Here is a 16,677-nt window from a genome sequence, read left to right on the forward strand (position 1 = left end):
TGCGAAAACACTTCGTTGATAAGCCAACCTTCGTTTCACTTTTGGGCATCACAGTCGAACGTCTGGATCAGCTTATTGCCGCCAAAGCCGTTCCGGAACCTACCTACGTTTGCAATGGAAACACTATAAGCTCCGCAGTTTTTGGGGTTATTGAGACTGAAGAATCTATTTATGGCGATTACTTTCGTGCCGAATGCAGCAGATGGGTCAAGATTGCAGATCAAGCCGCGCCAGGCCAAGAGCGTGATGCGGTGTTCTCAGTATTAAGCCATGAGCTGGAACTTGGCTTACAGGACTACTTCAAAGAGCCTGAAATTATTGAAAAAAAGATCCAGGACTTCCTGCCCTACTTTTTGAATGGCACTTTTGGCCTATGTATTGCCGATCCATCCAGCGGAACCGGCATAGCCCGAAAAGAAGTTCTTCAGCATCAACTGACAGAGCTAACAGAAAACGGCAGCAATCCATCACCTGAAGCTATGTCCAAAAGCGAACTTCTCCAACTGATTGACGACTACGCTAGCTCCAGCATGCCCTTTTCACCCGCTGAGTATGAACGTAGCAGTCGAAAACGCTTGGTTGATGATTTGCGTCTTGCTGTTGTAAACGCTTGACCCACAAACGCTGGGGGGCACGAAAAACGGGGGCAAGTCTTGCGTCTTGCCCCGATTTTCATAGCCAAGCAGAACTAAGCCGCAGCCCTATAGTTATCCAACATGGTATAACTTCGGGCATAAAGCGCAAAAACAGCAGCTGCCACTAAAGCAAAACCTGCGAAGAAGAACATTAAAAATGCGGTTTCCGATAAGCCTGTCGCTTCGACTTGCGACAATACGGTTTCACTACGAATACTGCTATTCGCCAGCAGCACCCATAAGTTACCTACTGTTACCGACAACTGCCAGAAGCTGGTAATGGTGCCTTTCATGGCAGCAGGTGCCTGGCTGTAGGCAAACTCTAAGCCTGTAGCCGATACCAATACTTCGCCAAAAGTCAGCAGCGCATAAGGCAATACCTGCCAGACAATAGACATCACAGTGCCACCGTCCATCGCCAGTTGTACCGAACCAATTACAATCCAGCTTAAACCAGCAAAGGCAATACCAGCCCCCATACGGCGCAGCGCTGTAATACGCACACCACAACGCTCCAGAAGCGGATAAAGTACCATATGGTTAAAAGGGATCAGCAGCATCACCAGCAGCGGGTTTAACGCCTGCATCATGGCAGGTTCAAACCAGTCGGGTTTGCTCATATCATTGGCTTGTAAAATCCAGGTCGAGGCTTTTTGATCAAACAAAGACCAAAAGGGTGTAACCAACGCAAACAAAATTAAAATACGCAGCACTGAACGCACACCATCTACGGCTATATCAGGGTGCACACCCCGCGCTCTTTCCAATTGCACAGCTGCACCAGCACCACCAAAACCCATCACCAGCACTAAAGCTAAACAAAAAGCTGCGACAAAACCTAAAGTTGGGGTTTGGCTTAAACTAAAAATCGCTAAAGCAAAACCGACCAAAGCCAGATACAAACCGCCATTGGCCTTGCCTTGTTCTTTGGCGAATAAAGCGGTTTTCACTACCTTTAAAAAGCTATGCGGGTTTTTAGGCTCTGGCGCTATATGCACATAACGTTTACGGCCGAGCCAGAAAAACAAAGTGGCTAATGCCATCAGTATGCCTGGTATACCAAAAGCCACTGCAGCACCAAAGTGCTTTAAGGTCAGTGGCATCAGCAAGGACGCAAAAAAGGAGCCGAAGTTAATAGTGAAATAGAAGATATCAAAAGCTTTTTGCGCCAGCTTTTTATTACTCTGGTCAAACTGGTCGCCCATAAAGGCCGAAACTAAGGGTTTAATGCCGCCCGACCCCAGGGCTATTAAAAACAAGCCGGTGTAAAAGCCTTCCTTACTGGTTTCAAACAAGGCCAAAAACAAATGACCAATACAGTACACAATACTCAGCCATAAAATGGTGTTGTATTTGCCAAGGTAACGGTCAGCCAACCAGCCGCCTAATAAAGGGAAAAAGTACACACCAATCACAAAGGAGTGAAACACTTCTTTCGCCATAGAGGCGCGCATTTCTTCAGGTATAGATAACAGCAGAGCTGTCATTAAAAAGGGCGTTAAAATATTGCGCATACCGTAGAAGCTGAAACGCTCACAAGCTTCACTGGCAATAATAAAGGGGATTTGCCGTGGCCAACGGGCCTGTTTTACATCTGTGGACATTGGTTTTCCTCTTACTGACTCCATAGCTGTGGAGTTTATTTTTTAGTTTTAATAACAAACCGATACTACCCCATCAGTCGTATAAGCCCAAGTACAGAGCGGAAAAACCGAAAAAACTGGTTGTGTTGACATCAACTTGCATAGAAAACCAGCAAACAAACCGAATAGACAAAGATGTGGTAAAAAAACGGTTGACGCAAAAAAGCCTGATGAGCATAATACGCGCCACTTGCTTAGGACAACTAAGACATAGTGGCTACATAGCTCAGCTGGTTAGAGCACAGCACTCATAATGCTGGGGTCGCAGGTTCGATTCCCGCTGTAGCCACCACTTAATTTGTTCGTCCAGTGTTTGCGGAAATGGCGAAATTGGTAGACGCACTGGATTTAGGTTCCAGCGCCGCGAGGCGTGAGAGTTCGAGTCTCTCTTTCCGCACCAAGCAAGTAAGAATTCTGCAGTTTCTGCAGGGGTATAGCCAAGCGGTAAGGCAGCGGGTTTTGATCCCGCCATTCTGGGGTTCGAATCCCTGTACCCCTGCCATTTAATTGAAGTGGCAGTGTAATCATCAAATTACACAATTTTAGCTACAACAGTTCTGCAGGGGTATAGCCAAGCGGTAAGGCAGCGGGTTTTGATCCCGCCATTCTGGGGTTCGAATCCCTGTACCCCTGCCATAAATTGGAACCCAGCCTCGGCTGGGTTTTTTCTTTTCTGCAATACCTGTTTTGCTAGTTCTGCGAACCCCACACCGCTTTACCTTCAGTGGATAAGGCACTAAAAGTCACAGTCCATTTGGCTGGTGTTTCATGCCACTGCCGTGATACCACACCTTCATAACTGCCACTGCCATCCAGGTTAATACTGATCTGCTGATTAACTCCATACACCCAGCTACCTGTTTTATCACCACTGATAGTGCCATTGGCTAACAAATTAATACTGACCGGCTTTTTGATTTGCGCTGAAATGTCTTTACCATGCTCAATCAGCTTATAACTGCCAGCTAACTGCTCTGCTGTCACTGCTTTGTCGGTATGGGCGGCATAACGATGTGGAGCTACCACAGGCCAGCCGTTTTTGTTGATAAACATCTGATGCACCCGCACCTGATGCTGCTCTCCCTGTTGTGGAAAGCGGGTGTGGAATATCAAAAAATACTGACCAGAGCTTTCGTCATAATAAGCCGAGTTATGGCCAGGTGACACATAACCAGTGCCAATGCCAGTGCCAGCCTCGCTGCTTTGGCGTTCAAACAGAAAGTTACCCATTAATTTTTCGGCATAAGGCGCTATGCTGGCATCATCAAATAACGGCAAAGCCGGGTTGGATTTTACGTCAGCCATAGAATTACCCAAGGCATCGAAATAAGGGCCTTCAGGATTACTGGAGCGCGCCACTCGTATGTTATAACCGCCGTTCGCATCCAGGCCACCAAAAGATACAAAGAGGTAATAATAATCGCTGTCCGGACTGTACAGCACGTATCCAGCTTCTATCCTGCTGTGATTACCACCCATCAGGTGTTTACCATAACCTTGATCGGGTAAGGGCAGGCCCGTGATTTTATCCAGCTCCAGAATAAATAAGCCGCCCGAATAGGAACCATACAACATCCACAAGCGGCCGTTTTTATCAAAAAACACATCAGGATCTACCACATTGGGGTGAATGGTGGCATCGTAAATTGAGCCATCTTCACTGGCTTCACCCCACATACCGGATTTCAGCAACAGCTGCTGGTTTTTGTAAGGCCCTTCGACTGAGTCTGCCACTGCAATACCTAAAGCCGAGCGTGGCGAATCGCCTTTGCAGGCGTTGTAGTACATATAAAACTTGCCACCAATTTCAATCACATCGGCAGCCCAAAGCGTTGAAGTTTGAGCCCAGTCAAAGGTTTCTTTCAGCTCTATTGCGGCATTGGGCATCAGCTTATTGTTGGCGTTGACACCATCAGCCACTAAGGTCCAGTTTTGTAAATCAGTGGATTTAGCCGCAGCTAAGTGAGAGCCAAAGATATAAAACTCTGAGCCTACCTTGATGACCGAAGGGTCGTGTACTGCCACATTGCTAAAAGCGGGTGCATTAGGCACAGGTGGCGGTATCACTACAGGCGGCGGATTGCCTATAGTTGGCGGAGCTACTGTGGTTTCAGAACCACCACCACCACAAGCGCAAAGCAATACCAGATTCAGCGCCAGCCATAAAGGCGCCTTTTTAAAAGCGGGTCTTAAAGTAGATCGTAAAGTAAAAGTCGTCATAAAAATCCCCTGTCATGTTGAATAGAAAGGCCAGCTATGCTGCTGGCTCGTCTGAAGCAGACAGGGTTAATAATAATTCAATATTATTGTATTACAAATATAACTCTCCAAAAGAAATCAGTCAGGCGCTATAAAGCCCTACCCTGTTTTTGCCTGCGCCGCCAAAGCAAAGCGCCCAGTCCCACGACCACCAAAACAGCAGCTGCATAAATCGGCATTTTAAAAGGCCGGACGGACTGGCGTAGTTGCTGTTGCCAGTTGTCGTATTGCCGTTGTTTGGCTGCGACAAAATCAGGCTCTGGGCAGTTTTGGCCAAATTCAGCTCCCCAGCTGACATAAGGCCCATGTTGCAAATAGTGCTGATAATAAGCTTTGGCCAGTTCTGGCTGACGTATTAATAACCATTTTGTCGAATGACACAAAGTGGCCACAAAAGCCTGACTGTTTTGCGGTACCAGCTCTGCAGCTTGTGCCGACAAGTCAGCGGCAAAGTGCCGGTAATGAAACCTGCTGTTGTATTTTGGCGCTGAACTGCCTAAACGCTGTAACTCAGCCAGAGGTAAAGTGGCTGCTTTCACATCATCTTCGTAAGGTTCAAGCTGGCCATAAAACACTTGATAATCTGGTGCCAGTTCAAAGCCCAGTAATTCCAGGCCGTGCTCTCTGGCCAGTTTCGCCTGTTCAAACAAAGCCTGGGCTTTGGCATTATCAGTCCAGCTGCTTTTTGCTGCTTCGGCATAGCTCTGATAGCGCTTTGCCAGTTGCTTTAATTCCGGATCGACAAAATAGGCCTGAGCCTGCTGGTAGTGACCAGCGCGCATCAATCGTCTGGCCGTTAAGTGATGCAACAACAGCTCGACTGGGGTATCACCAAAATAATGCCACTCAGATTTTTCCGGTACCGCAGCCACAGGATGCAAAGCCACAAAGCTTGTCAGTTCATCCAGCGTCAGTACCCGCTCTGCGATATAAGCCGTATCTTGCCAATACTCCATACCGGCAGCCGTTAGCAGAGAAATCGCCTGCAGATAATCGCCACGGCTTAATTCGACAATGCCGTGTTCGGCCTGCACACGACAATAGTGCTGCCTTTGTAAGTCTTCGATTGAAAGTTTGCTGTAGTAGTCTTGCTGTACCGGCACCACCTTTGTTTGGCTGAGCTCTGGGGCAAAAGATTTACTGGCTTTGGCATAAAACTCCGCGGCTTTACTGCTGTCACCGGCTTTTAATGCCATTTTTGCCCGCAGAGTAAAAGCCAAAGCCGTTTGATCCAAATGAGGCAATAACTGCTCTACCAAAGCAAACTGACCTTGCTGATAGGCGGCAACGGCCAGCTGTGTTGCATTGTGCAGTTGAATATCCGGCACCTGGTTCAACACAGCAAGCAATCGCTGTAACTGGTCTGGATCCATATAACTTAAAGCGCTGAACTGTGTCATCAGGTAACGGCTTAATAATCCAGCCACAGCTGGAGTTTGCACTAAAGGCATTAACTCCTGGTCCGGCATAGCGGCCAGCTCTTTACTTAACCACAATAAAGAAGCGCGACCACTTTCGCTCCAGCGGCTTTGCGCTGCATACAAAGCTATAGCTGTAGTCCAGTCACCTTGTTGTTTCGCTAGCTTTGCTTGTTCACCTAAACTGGCCACAGCCAACTGCAAAGGATCGGCAAGGCCAGCAGCGACTTCTTGTTGCAACTGGTTATATAAAGTAGCCACTTCGGCTCTGTGATCCACATCGTATTGCCGTAGTAAAACCCGGCTCAGTGAATACAAAGCCCAGCTGCGTCTTTGCTGCTGTTGCTCCAAAGGCAAAGCCAGCACCTGACGAAATAAGGCAATGGCCTGCTGATCGTCTTTTTGTGCAAAAGCCACAGCAGCTGCAGTGTAGAAACGCAGTTCAGCAGCTAAAGTTTCCCCCGCAGCTAAGGCCTGCTGCACTGTGGCGCTTTGACGCATTTGCTGCACTATCAGGGCCTGCTCTTTACTGAGCAACTGCTGCTCTGCTTGTTCTGTGGCACTGACCCAACGCTCGTTCTGATAATCATAACTGTCTGCAAAAACCGTATCGCCTGGCTTTGATGGCTCAGAGACAAGCGAAGGTACTGCTGCCGCCAAAGCCTGAACTTCCACTAAAAATACCGGTTCTGTTAGTGCCGCAAAGGTGTGAGCCCGGTCTGAACTCAGCATCATCGGAAAATCCGGACCACAGGCCCAGGCACTGCTGCATAAGGCAAGGCTGCTGAACAGCAAGCTTCTGTTAAATTTCAGCATAAAATCATCCTTGAGAATGAAAGAGGGTTAAGTTTTTACATAAAGCCCAGCCTACCACTAAAGATTGACCAGGTTGCAGCACAGCCTCAGTTTTGGTTAAAACAAACTGTAGCTGATTTTTATCTGCTGAAAAGTCTAACTCGTAGCCTGAGACCGCATCAGCAGCACTGCAGGAACTGCCCGACAAGCGGATTTGGGCTGGCAACTGAGCCGCCACAAAACCATGGTTTTCCGCCACCAGTTCAAACTGTGGTGCTGTACCCCGCACACTTAGCTTTAAATCGGCGGTCAGAGGTTTGCCCGAACTAACCGCCTGCAACTGCGCATAAGACCAACTGCGATTGTCGGATGGCAAAGGTAAACGAAACCAGACCAACCCTTGCAGCAGCGGCCAGTTTTGTTGCTGCAACCACAGACTAAATTGCTGTACTGCAGCCGCATCCAGCCATAACTCCTGCCGTTTGGTCTGACTTTGTAGTGGCTGTTCACTTTCAACCAGCCAGCCGTCAGCTTGTTTAAGCAAAGCCGAATGATACGAAGGTACTGCAATATAAAACGGCTTTTGCGCCTCTGCCGCCAATTGTTGCGCCCAACCTTTGGCGAGCTCTGGCTGAAACAAGCCTTGTTCAGGCGATATAACCGAATGCACCTGTAAGGTCAGTTCATCAATCTGCTGTTGCAATTCAAGCCAACCCGGCTTGCCTAACCAGTCAGGTAAAGCTGTAATGCTTAAAGCCAGAGTCTGAGGCAATAGCTGACGTAACTCTTTGATCCAGCCAGCATAAGATGCAAGCTGACTGCTGGCACAGTCATAATCCAGCTCCAGTTGCGTGACCTTCACCCCTTGCTGTTGCCATAATTGCAGCAGCGTTGTGAGTTTTTGCTGCACCAAAGCTGTTGGTAATTGTTTTAACTGACCATCGAGGCGTACCACCAGATGCACAGCGCGCCCATCGCCAGCCAGCAGCGGTAAATCGACCTTCGCTTCTGTCCAGACTGGACCAGCTTTAGCCTGATGCAGCTGCAAAGCTAAAACCCTCAGCACAGTGAAATCTGCTTTGCTTTGTGCCAAAGCCCCGGCGTGTTCAGCTGTCCAGAGTCGCTGCCAGATATAAATATGCTGAGAAAAAGCAGAGCTGCCCTGTGGGCTACAAGAGCACAACAAGCAAAGGCTGAGCACCAGACTGAGCAGTTTGAATTGAGACTTCAAGCGCTGTACTTATTTAACGAAGGAATACCTGGAGTATAAGGCCCTGCGCAGCGGCAGGGCCATAGCTTTATACCATTCGTCTTTCAAAATGCGCGGGTGTTGGCTGCGTCTGTTCACCCCAATCACTTAGTACAGCTAAGCTCATGGGGATGCACAGCCTGGCCGCCTACGCCCATGTCGAAATCCATTGGGTATAGATCAGAAACTATCTGCGGTAATTTCCACTTGTTTGACTTCACCATAAGTTTTGGCAACGTCTTTAATAGCTTCAGCTTTGCCAATCAGCACAAATTGCAGCTGATCTTTAGGGAAATAGCTGTTGATCAGGCGTTTGCTTTCAGCCACTGTCAGTTGATCCACTTTGCTTTGGAAACTGTTGATATAGTCCTGATTAAAACCATACAGGTACATATCACCTAACAAGCCAGCTAAGGCCGTATTGGTTTCAAAACGAGGTGGAAACTGGCCTTTGACATAAGCTTTGGCTGAATCCAGTGTGGCTTGATCTATGCCCTTATCCCATAGACGCTTATAGGTTTTCAGGGCTAAATCTACAGCAGCCTGAGTACTTTCAGTTTTGGTAAAACTGCCGATATTAAAAGTACCGCTGGCTGAATAACGATCAAAACCTGAGCCAGCACCATAAGTTAAACCTGAGTTAACCCTCAGCTCGTCGTTCAGCCAGGAGGTAAAACGACCACCTAACACTGTGTTCACCACACTGATGCCGACATAATCGGGGTTGTCCTGTTTAATGGCGATACCACCAATACTAAAAGTGGTTTCTATCGCATCGGCTTTATTCACCAGCAAGACTTTGGCTTTTTCTGCCTTTGGCAAAGCCGCAGTTAAATCAGGTTGCTGCACTGCTGCACCGTTTTTCCAGCTGGCAAACAGCTTTTGCAACTGAGCTTTCATCACTTCAGCTTTGAAGTCGCCCACTATGCTGATAGCGGTATTATTGGGCTGATAATAACTTTGGTGGAAGTTTTTCACCTGCTGCTGGCTGATGCTCTGTAATGAAGCAGCAGTGCCTGAAACCGCGTTGCCATAAGGGTGAGCGCCAAATACCAGCTTATTAAAGTACTGATCCATCACCATGCGCGGGCTTTCTTTGGCCTGAGCCACTGCAGCCACCTGACGTGCTTTTAACTTGTCAAACTCTGTGGCATCAAAAGCAGGCTGAGTCAGCACCTGATGAAATACAGCGAGCATTTGTTCTGTGTCTTTTGCCATAAAATCAGCACGCAGACTGGAACCTTCCATAGAGCCATCACTGTTCAAACTGGCTCCTAAAAAATCGACCATCTGTTCAATTTGCGCCTTGCTTTTACCACCAGCGCCCAACAATAACGCCTGACTGGTTAACTGGGCTAAACCTGCCACCTTGTCGTTGACGGCACCAGCGCGCACTGTGGCCTGCACTGTAATTAACGGCACTTCGTGTTGGGGCAATAAAAATACCGTTAAGCCGTTATCCAGCTTCAATTGCTCGTAGGCCGGTAACTGGAAACTGCCCGGGTTTGTGCTGCGATTTGAGTTTTGTTCTGCCATGCTCGGCAAGGCAAAAACAAAAGAGCTCAGTAAAACCAGCGCCGCAGCTTTTGGAGTTTTAGTGAAATGGCTCATAGATCTTTATCCTCAGCAGAGTCCAGCACAGCAACAGTGCGGTTGGATTTTTTCAGGTAGGTTTGCGCCACTCGCTGAATATCAGCAGGTGTCACTTTTTGATAGTTTTTCGGCGCATCAAACAACTTCTGATAGCTGCCAAAATACAGTTCGTAGGTGCCGATAATATCGGCTTTGCCATTGATGGTTTCCATTTCCCGATAGAATTGCATCAGCTTCTGGTTTTTGGCTTTTTCCAGCTCATCCTGACTGACACCTTCTTTGGCCACTTTATTAATGACACCAATCAGCGCAGTCTCGAGATCCGCAGCTTTGACGCCAGGATTGGCTATAGCCATCATATAAAATAAGTTCGGGTCAAAGGACATAGGCAAATAACTAAACACATCCACCGCCAGTTCTTTGTCGACCAGGCCCTGATACAAACGTGAGCTGTTGCCCTGACTCAAAATAGAATTCAGTAAATCCAGCGCATAATAATCCGGGCTGGAGCTGGCCGGAATATGAAAACCTAAGAGTAAATTTGGGCTGGTGACTGAAGCTTTTTGCACATAAACCCGGCGTTCACCTTTTTGTTCCGGCTCGACAGTACGCACAGCTTCAGGTTCTGGCTGAGAGGGAATAGGTGCAAAATACTGCTCCGCCAGTTTTTTCACTTCGGCTAACTTCACATCGCCCGCAACCACCATCACAGCATTATTTGGTGCGTAGTAGGTTTTGTGGTAACGCTTTAAGTCATCCAAAGTCCAGGCTTTGATATCAGACTCATGGCCAATCACAGACCAGCTGTATGGATGGGCTAAAAAAGCCACACCTTTTAATGCTTCCTGAATAGTGCGGAAGTTAGAGTTTTCAAGGCCAGTGGAGCGCTCAGAGGTAACGACGCCTCGTTCGCTTTCGACCATTTTGGCGTTGATATCCAAATGCCCAATGCGGTCTGCTTCTAAATCAAAAATAGTCTCCAGAGCGTTGGCCGGGAACCAGTTGGTATAGACAGTTAAATCTTCAGTGGTATAGGCATTATTGGCGCCACCTGCTGCTTCCATGCTTTGGTCAAACATCTTTGGGCCATATTTTTTGGCGCCGTTAAACATCATATGTTCAAAAAAGTGTGAGATACCTGTAATGCCAGGGTATTCGTTGCGTGAGCCTACTTTCCAGAATAAATAGCTGTTGGCATTGGGAATAGATGCATCTTCCAGCACCAGAATTTTCATGCCATTTTTAAGCGTAAAGCTTTGAATATCTTTAGCTTCTGTTGCCTGAGCTGAACTGATCACCAGCCCAAGCATCAGCGCCAAAGCTGACTGTTTTAACTTCATACTCACTCCCTGCCTGTGTTTTACCAAAGCTTTGCCCTACGCTCACTTCTTGGCGTAACGAAAAGAGAATGAGCAAAGCAAAAGTCTAAGACTAATCGAAAAACAAAAACGCCCTGCAACAAAATTGTTACAAGGCGTGTATTTTTTGATGACGCACGGCGGAACAATGAGTTAGTCAGGTTTGTCCTGAGCAAAATCTAACTCGCCTTTATCTGTCCAGTACAAGGGGCGGACACGAGTATGGCGATTACCGTCCTGCAGTGGATTACCCTGAATCTCTTTGTAATCACGGGCGTGGTACAGCATTAAGTCAGTGACGCCATCTTCGGCCACTACAAAGCTGTTATGACCAGGGCCAAAACGTTTGAGGCTGTCGTTGGTGTAAAACACAGGTTTGGGCGCTTTGGTCCAGCTTGAGGTTTTCAGCAAGTCGGCATCTGCTGGCGCTGTCAGCAGCCCCATCGCATATCGATGATCGGTGGCACTGGCGGAATAAGCCAGCCAGATTTTGCCATGTTTGATCAATACTGCAGCGCCTTCATTGACTTTATAACCTAAACGCTCCCAATCCAGAGTGGGTTCTGTCAGTAAAGTGGCGGGTAATTCAAGCTCTGTGGCGCTGCGCATTTTGGCTATCCACAAAGCGCTGTTATAACTTTTGTTTTTATCCTGCTGTGCCCACACCAGATAATGCTGGCCCTGATGCTCAAAGTGAGTGGCATCCAGATTAAAACTATCCCAGCCTGTGTTGAGCGGCCCCAGATCTTGCCACTGGCCTTGCAATGGATCAGCAGAGCTGTTTTTCAAGACATAAGTGCGGATATGAAAAGCTTGATCGGCCTGACCCGCGGCAAAGTAGATATACCAGGCTCCGTCTATACGATGCAGTTCAGGAGCCCAGATATTAGCGCTCATTGGGCCTTTGTCTTTTTTGCGCCAAATGACTTTAGGTTCAGCTTCCGCCAGCCCTTGAATACTTGAACTGTGGCGTAACTCAATACGATCAAATTCCGGCACTGAAGCTGTGAAGTAGTAAGAATCTGCAGCAGCTCTATACACCCAGGGATCTGCCCGGTTTTTAATCAGCAATCCGCTGTCGTTTTTGATCACATCTTGCGCCAGCAAATTAAAACTCAGCAGGCTTATCAGTAAAAAATTAACCAGCTTCAACATAAAGACCTCCGCTTTTTTGTATGGCAGCCCAGTCCAGTACCGCCAGTTCAGACTCAGGCAAGCCCTGATAAGGCGACTGATAGATCAGCAAACTACCGGCATCTGGCTCGGCATTTAACTGTTCTTCAGTTAAACCTTGTCGCGCTGTGGTAACAAACAGCAGGTTTAAGTCAGGCCCACCAAAGGCCAGGCAAGTCGGCTGACTGACAGGCAAAGTGTGTAATGCAGTTTGCTGTCCTGAAGGCGAAAAACGGGCTATAGCAGCGCCGCCCCATAAAGCACACAACAGATGATCCTCTGCATCTATCACAGCACCATCAGGTTCTGCGCCCTTGGGTACTGTGGCAAACAACTGCGGCTGCGAAGCTGTGCCTTGCTCTGCATCAAAGCCATAAGAATAAATCACGCCTGTGGGTGAGTCGGCGTGATACATCAGGCTGCTGTTGTTATTCCAGCACAGGCTATTGGGAATTTGTAAGCCGGTTATCACCGCATGACAACCTTGCTGATCCAGCCGGTATAAAGTGCCATGCTGGCCGTGATCATGCTCTTTCATAGTGCCAGCCCAAAACCGGCCCTGACGGTCGATTCTGCCATCATTCATTCGATTGCCAGATAAATGTCTTTCAGGTTTGATTAACAAAAACACCTGTTGTGTTTCTGGCTGATACAAAGCAAAACCTGACTCAAAAGCCACCAGCATCGAATAGTCAGAGCGCATTGGATCCGTGGGGTTTAATAAAGCAAAACAGCTGATGCGTTCAGGCAGCGGATAAGTATTAAGCTGTAATGAAGGCCAGAATAACTGATATAAAAAGCGGCCATGAATGTCAGTCCACCAGACCGAATCGCTGGCACCATGCCAGACAATGCCTTCACCTAATTTGTTTTTAAGCGGGATGCTGTGCAATAAAGTTAACTCGCTCATGCCTTGCCTCCGGCTTTACTTTGCCATTGTTTGCTCAGCAGCTTTTGCAAAGCGATAAAGAAAAACAGCAGACCGCCTATGACTATTTTGCTCCACCAGCTGCTTAAGCTGCCGTCAAAATTGATATAGGTTTGAATAAGGCCCATCAGTAAGACACCCAATACAGTGCCGATAATAAAACCACTGCCGCCTGTAAGTAAGGTACCGCCTATCACCACAGCAGCTATCGCATCCAGCTCTACTCCAACGGCGGACAGGGCATAACCTGAGTAGGTATAAAAACTAAAAATAATACCGGCCATGGCCGCCAGCATACTGCTTGAGGCGTACAGCAAAATAGTAGTGCGGGCGACAGGAACGCCCATCAGTTGGGCTGATTGACTATTGCCACCCAAGGCATAGACATAAGAGCCAAAGCGGCTGTAGTGAGTAAGTACCAACATCAGCAGCACCAAAGCTATGGTCAGCAAAGAGGTGGCACCCAGCCAACCACCATCCGGCAGTTCCAGTCCAAACTCGGCCACTGCATCATAAAAAGGATGCTCAATAGCCACAGACTCTTCACTTAATAAAGTCGCCACACCACGGGCTAAAAACATACCCGCCAAAGTGACAATAAAAGGTTGTAGCTGGTAATACTGAATTAAGGCACCCATACCAGCACCAAAGAGTGCGGCACAAGGCAATATCACAGCAAAAGCAACTAACGGATGCCATTGATAAGGCCCAATCAATAAGGCTGCTGCCACACCGCTTAAGGCAATAACAGAACCGACTGACAGGTCGATGCCGCCGGATAAAATCACCAGCGTCATGCCCAAAGCTGTCACCAGCAAAAAGGCATTGTCGCTAATTAAGTTAGTAACCACTCGCAGACTGGCAAAACCATCAAACTGGCTGGCCCCAGCGCCAAACATCAACAACACCAGGGCAAAAGTGATCCACAAAGGTAAATAAGTGCGGGACATCAGGCTTTTCCTCCACGCAGCTTGTTAAAACTAAACAGCGCTTTAAGCTGATTGCGAAACAGTTCAGACTGCAACATCAATACAAGCAATATCACTAAAGCTTTGATCAATAAGTTAAATTTGGCAGGTAAACCACTGACGACTATGGTGGTACTTAAGGCCTGAATAATCAGCACTCCTATCACAGCACGAGGCAGAGAAAAGCGCCCTCCTGTTAAAGCCGCGCCCCCTATCACCACAGCTAAAATGGCATCCAGTTCTAACCATAAACCCGCGTTATTGGCATCTGAGCCCTGAATATCTGCTGTAGCGATAATGCCTGCCAGAGCTGCACAGCCACCGGCCAGTAAATACACAGTCAGCTTAATGCCTCTGTCATCTATGCCCAAATAGCGGCTGGCTTTAGCATTACAGCCCACAGCTTCAATAAATAAACCCAAGGCTGTGCGTTTGAGCAGCAACTGCATAATAAGCAGCGCCAGCAAGACTAACCAGACTGGCACAGGTAAACCTAAAAAGGAGCCTGAACCTAAAGCGGCAAAGTCAGGGTTCTGAAAGGTAACAATCTGACCCTGGTTTAATAGCTGCGCCACACCACGACCTGCCACCATCAGCACCAGTGTGGCCACTATCGGCTGAATACCCAGATAACTGACCATAAAGCCATTGACCAGGCCGCAAGCTAAACCTGTCAGTACAGCCAGCCCTATCACCGCAGGAATAGACCAGTCGCCAAGCACTAATAAGTTAGCGCACACTGCGCCGCAAATCGCCATCACAGCGCCGACCGACAGATCAATACCGCCTGTGGCAATGACTAAACTCATGCCTATGGCCAGTAAAGCCACGGGCGCACTGCGATTGACAATATCAATCAAAGGCCCATACAAGCGGCCATCCTGCCATTGCAAAGAGAAAAACTGTGGGTCTAGCAGCACATTCACCAGCAATAACAAAGCTAAAGCCAGCAACGGATAAAGGTATAAGCTAAATTGATGCGCCGACTGGCCAGGGCTATAGCGCGCCTGCCTTGCTGCTTTTAATTGTTCGGCTTTTAATTGGTCAGACTGGGTAGAATTCAAAATTGTTGCCTCGTTCGTCATACGCTGGCTCCCGCTATAGCAGCCATAATGCGATCCGGGTTCAGATCTTCACCACTTAGCTCTGCTACTTTTTTCCGGTCACGCATGACCACTACTTTGCTGGAAAAGGCCGTGAGTTCTTCCAGCTCAGACGATGTCACCAGCAAAGACATACCTTGTTGACAAAGCTGCCGGATCAGCTGCAGAATTTCTGCATGAGCACCAATGTCGATGCCTCGGGTGGGCTCATCCAGTAACAACAGCTTGGGCTCCACCGCCAACCAACGCGCCAGAATCACTTTTTGCTGATTGCCACCACTTAACTGGCCTATAGGCTTATCCGCATCTGGTGTGGCAATTTGCAGTTTTTCAATATAAAAATCAGCCAGTTGTTGCTGCTTCTTTTTAGAAATCACCCGCCACCAGCCTTGTTTGGCTTGTAGCGCTAAGCTGATATTTTCACGAATGGATAAAGGTGCAATTACTCCTTCGGTTTTACGGTCTTCAGGACAAAGCGCAATACCAAGGGCTATGGCTTGTGCCGGATTACTCAGTTTAATGGGCTTACCTGCAAAACTTAAAGTACCGCCATCGGCTTGATCCAAACCAAATAACAAACGACAAATTTCAGTACGACCTGAACCTAATAAACCCGCTAAACCCACAGCCTGACCCGCAGGTAAATCCAGATCCAACTGTTGCACCGACTGACCAGAATTTAACTGCCGCGCTATTAAAATAGCTTCTGAGTGTTCCACTGCGACACACGGCGCTTGATGACGCTGCTGACACAGCTCTTTACCCAACATAGCGGCAATCAATTCGGCTTTATTTAAATGGGCAGTCTGGTATTCACCGACAAAACAACCGTTACGCATGACCGTAATACGGTCGCTGATTTGATACACCTGATCCAAAAAGTGGGTGATAAAAACGATGGCCACGCCCTGCTGTTTCAACTGGCGCAGCACCTGAAATAAAGTTTGTACTTCATCGGCATCTAAACTGGCTGTGGGTTCATCCAGCACCAGCACTTTGGTGCAAGCGGCTCCGCGTTTAGGGGCTACACCACGGGCAATAGCCACCAGCTGTTGCACTGCAACTGAGAACTCAGATAAAGGTGCAGTGACGTTGATATCAAGGCCAAAAGTGCTTAATAACTGCCGTGCCTGATTTGCCATGGCTTTTTTATCAATTAAGCCAAAACGCTTAGGTTCTGAACCTAAAAACAGGTTATGCGCTACGGATAAATTTGGCAGTAAATTCACTTCCTGATAGACGGTGCTGATGCCTGCTTGCTGCGCATCTTTAGGTGTATCAAAATTTAAAGCTGTAGAATCCAGCAACAGTTCGCCGCCATCTTTTTGCAGCACACCTGTCATCACTTTAACTAAAGTAGATTTGCCTGCGCCGTTTTCACCTAATAAGGCATGCACTTCACCGGCATATAAACTCAGCTGGGCTTGCTGCAGTGCTTTTACGCCAGGGAAGTTTTTGTTTATCTGCCGCAGTTGCAGCACTGGCGTAGCGCTGCTGTTGTTGCTCTGTTCTGACATCAGAAGCTCCTGAATAACCAAACTGAATAACCAAAATA

12 protein-coding genes and 4 tRNA genes are annotated in these 16,677 nt (G+C 47.9%); 5 read left to right on the forward strand and 11 right to left on the reverse strand.

Features of this window, described 5'->3' with window-relative positions:
* On the forward strand, positions 1-614 hold a 614-nt coding region (locus tag LSG37_RS07360), incomplete at its 5' end, for a DUF6058 family natural product biosynthesis protein (protein ID WP_233079275.1).
* 74 nt (positions 615-688) lie between these two features.
* On the opposite strand, the gene LSG37_RS07365 is transcribed toward LSG37_RS07360, so the two are convergent.
* Positions 689-2,239, reverse strand: coding sequence for a POT-type proton-dependent oligopeptide transporter (locus LSG37_RS07365; RefSeq protein ID WP_233079276.1), 1,551 nt, complete (start codon positions 2,237-2,239; stop codon positions 689-691).
* Positions 2,240-2,493: 254 nt separating this feature from the next.
* Between LSG37_RS07365 and LSG37_RS07370 the strand changes: the two genes are divergently transcribed.
* The 4 genes from LSG37_RS07370 to LSG37_RS07385 all read left to right on the forward strand — a co-directional run bounded on the left by LSG37_RS07370 (position 2,494) and on the right by LSG37_RS07385 (position 2,914).
* Positions 2,494-2,570 (forward strand) — tRNA-Met (locus LSG37_RS07370).
* A gap of 23 nt (positions 2,571-2,593) precedes the next feature.
* Positions 2,594-2,678, forward strand: a tRNA-Leu gene (locus LSG37_RS07375).
* A 27-nt stretch (positions 2,679-2,705) separates the two neighbouring features.
* Positions 2,706-2,780: transfer RNA gene (locus LSG37_RS07380), tRNA-Gln, on the forward strand.
* A gap of 59 nt (positions 2,781-2,839) precedes the next feature.
* Positions 2,840-2,914, forward strand: a tRNA-Gln gene (locus LSG37_RS07385).
* A gap of 54 nt (positions 2,915-2,968) precedes the next feature.
* Here the strand turns inward: LSG37_RS07385 and LSG37_RS07390 are convergent.
* From LSG37_RS07390 to LSG37_RS07435, 10 genes are all read right to left on the reverse strand, one after another.
* Positions 2,969-4,498 carry a glycoside hydrolase family 43 protein gene (locus LSG37_RS07390; RefSeq protein ID WP_269836514.1) on the reverse strand — a complete coding sequence of 510 codons (1,530 nt, stop codon included), beginning with the start codon at positions 4,496-4,498 and terminating at the stop codon, positions 2,969-2,971.
* 128 nt (positions 4,499-4,626) lie between these two features.
* Positions 4,627-6,771 (reverse strand): hypothetical protein, encoded by a 2,145-nt coding sequence (locus LSG37_RS07395; protein WP_233079277.1) that lies wholly within the window; start codon positions 6,769-6,771, stop codon positions 4,627-4,629.
* A 4-nt stretch (positions 6,772-6,775) separates the two neighbouring features.
* Complete coding sequence (locus tag LSG37_RS07400) at positions 6,776-7,981, reverse strand: DUF3142 domain-containing protein (RefSeq protein ID WP_233079278.1); 1,206 nt, start codon at positions 7,979-7,981, stop codon at positions 6,776-6,778.
* Positions 7,982-8,179: 198 nt separating this feature from the next.
* Positions 8,180-9,610, reverse strand: coding sequence for a M16 family metallopeptidase (locus LSG37_RS07405; RefSeq protein ID WP_233079279.1), 1,431 nt, complete (start codon positions 9,608-9,610; stop codon positions 8,180-8,182).
* Complete coding sequence (locus LSG37_RS07410; protein ID WP_233079280.1) at positions 9,607-10,932, reverse strand: M16 family metallopeptidase; 1,326 nt, start codon at positions 10,930-10,932, stop codon at positions 9,607-9,609. Before LSG37_RS07410 ends, LSG37_RS07405 begins: the two co-directional genes overlap by 4 nt.
* 171 nt (positions 10,933-11,103) lie before the next feature.
* Positions 11,104-12,105 (reverse strand): glycoside hydrolase family 43 protein, encoded by a 1,002-nt coding sequence (locus LSG37_RS07415; RefSeq protein ID WP_233079281.1) that lies wholly within the window; start codon positions 12,103-12,105, stop codon positions 11,104-11,106.
* Positions 12,089-13,033: an SMP-30/gluconolactonase/LRE family protein gene (locus LSG37_RS07420; RefSeq protein ID WP_233079282.1), complete on the reverse strand. Its 945-nt coding sequence runs from the start codon at positions 13,031-13,033 to the stop codon at positions 12,089-12,091. The genes LSG37_RS07415 and LSG37_RS07420 overlap by 17 nt, the downstream gene beginning before the upstream one ends.
* Positions 13,030-14,001: a galactofuranose ABC transporter, permease protein YjfF gene (yjfF, locus tag LSG37_RS07425; RefSeq protein ID WP_233079283.1), complete on the reverse strand. Its 972-nt coding sequence runs from the start codon at positions 13,999-14,001 to the stop codon at positions 13,030-13,032. The genes LSG37_RS07420 and yjfF overlap by 4 nt, the downstream gene beginning before the upstream one ends.
* A complete protein-coding gene (locus tag LSG37_RS07430; protein ID WP_233079284.1) occupies positions 14,001-15,104 on the reverse strand; it encodes an ABC transporter permease in 1,104 nt (367 codons plus the stop codon). Before LSG37_RS07430 ends, yjfF begins: the two co-directional genes overlap by 1 nt.
* A complete protein-coding gene (locus LSG37_RS07435; protein WP_233079285.1) occupies positions 15,101-16,639 on the reverse strand; it encodes a sugar ABC transporter ATP-binding protein in 1,539 nt (512 codons plus the stop codon). Before LSG37_RS07435 ends, LSG37_RS07430 begins: the two co-directional genes overlap by 4 nt.
* Between the last annotated feature and the right edge of the window lie 38 nt (positions 16,640-16,677).

Origin of the sequence: Rheinheimera soli (assembly GCF_021290985.1) — a bacterium.
GTDB lineage: Bacteria > Pseudomonadota > Gammaproteobacteria > Enterobacterales > Alteromonadaceae > Pararheinheimera > Pararheinheimera soli.

Bases quoted from the DNA above. Each gene is read 5' to 3' on its own strand.
- LSG37_RS07390 (WP_269836514.1), bottom strand. From the start codon at position 4,498: ATGACGACTTTTACTTTACGATCTACTTTAAGACCCGCTTTTAAAAAG.
- LSG37_RS07430 (WP_233079284.1), bottom strand. From the start codon at position 15,104: ATGACGAACGAGGCAACAATTTTGAATTCTACCCAGTCTGACCAATTA.
- LSG37_RS07415 (WP_233079281.1), bottom strand. From the start codon at position 12,105: ATGTTGAAGCTGGTTAATTTTTTACTGATAAGCCTGCTGAGTTTTAAT.
- yjfF (WP_233079283.1), bottom strand. From the start codon at position 14,001: ATGTCCCGCACTTATTTACCTTTGTGGATCACTTTTGCCCTGGTGTTG.
- LSG37_RS07420 (WP_233079282.1), bottom strand. From the start codon at position 13,033: ATGAGCGAGTTAACTTTATTGCACAGCATCCCGCTTAAAAACAAATTA.
- LSG37_RS07365 (WP_233079276.1), bottom strand. From the start codon at position 2,239: ATGTCCACAGATGTAAAACAGGCCCGTTGGCCACGGCAAATCCCCTTT.
- LSG37_RS07405 (WP_233079279.1), bottom strand. From the start codon at position 9,610: ATGAGCCATTTCACTAAAACTCCAAAAGCTGCGGCGCTGGTTTTACTG.
- LSG37_RS07435 (WP_233079285.1), bottom strand. From the start codon at position 16,639: ATGTCAGAACAGAGCAACAACAGCAGCGCTACGCCAGTGCTGCAACTG.
- LSG37_RS07395 (WP_233079277.1), bottom strand. From the start codon at position 6,771: ATGCTGAAATTTAACAGAAGCTTGCTGTTCAGCAGCCTTGCCTTATGC.
- LSG37_RS07410 (WP_233079280.1), bottom strand. From the start codon at position 10,932: ATGAAGTTAAAACAGTCAGCTTTGGCGCTGATGCTTGGGCTGGTGATC.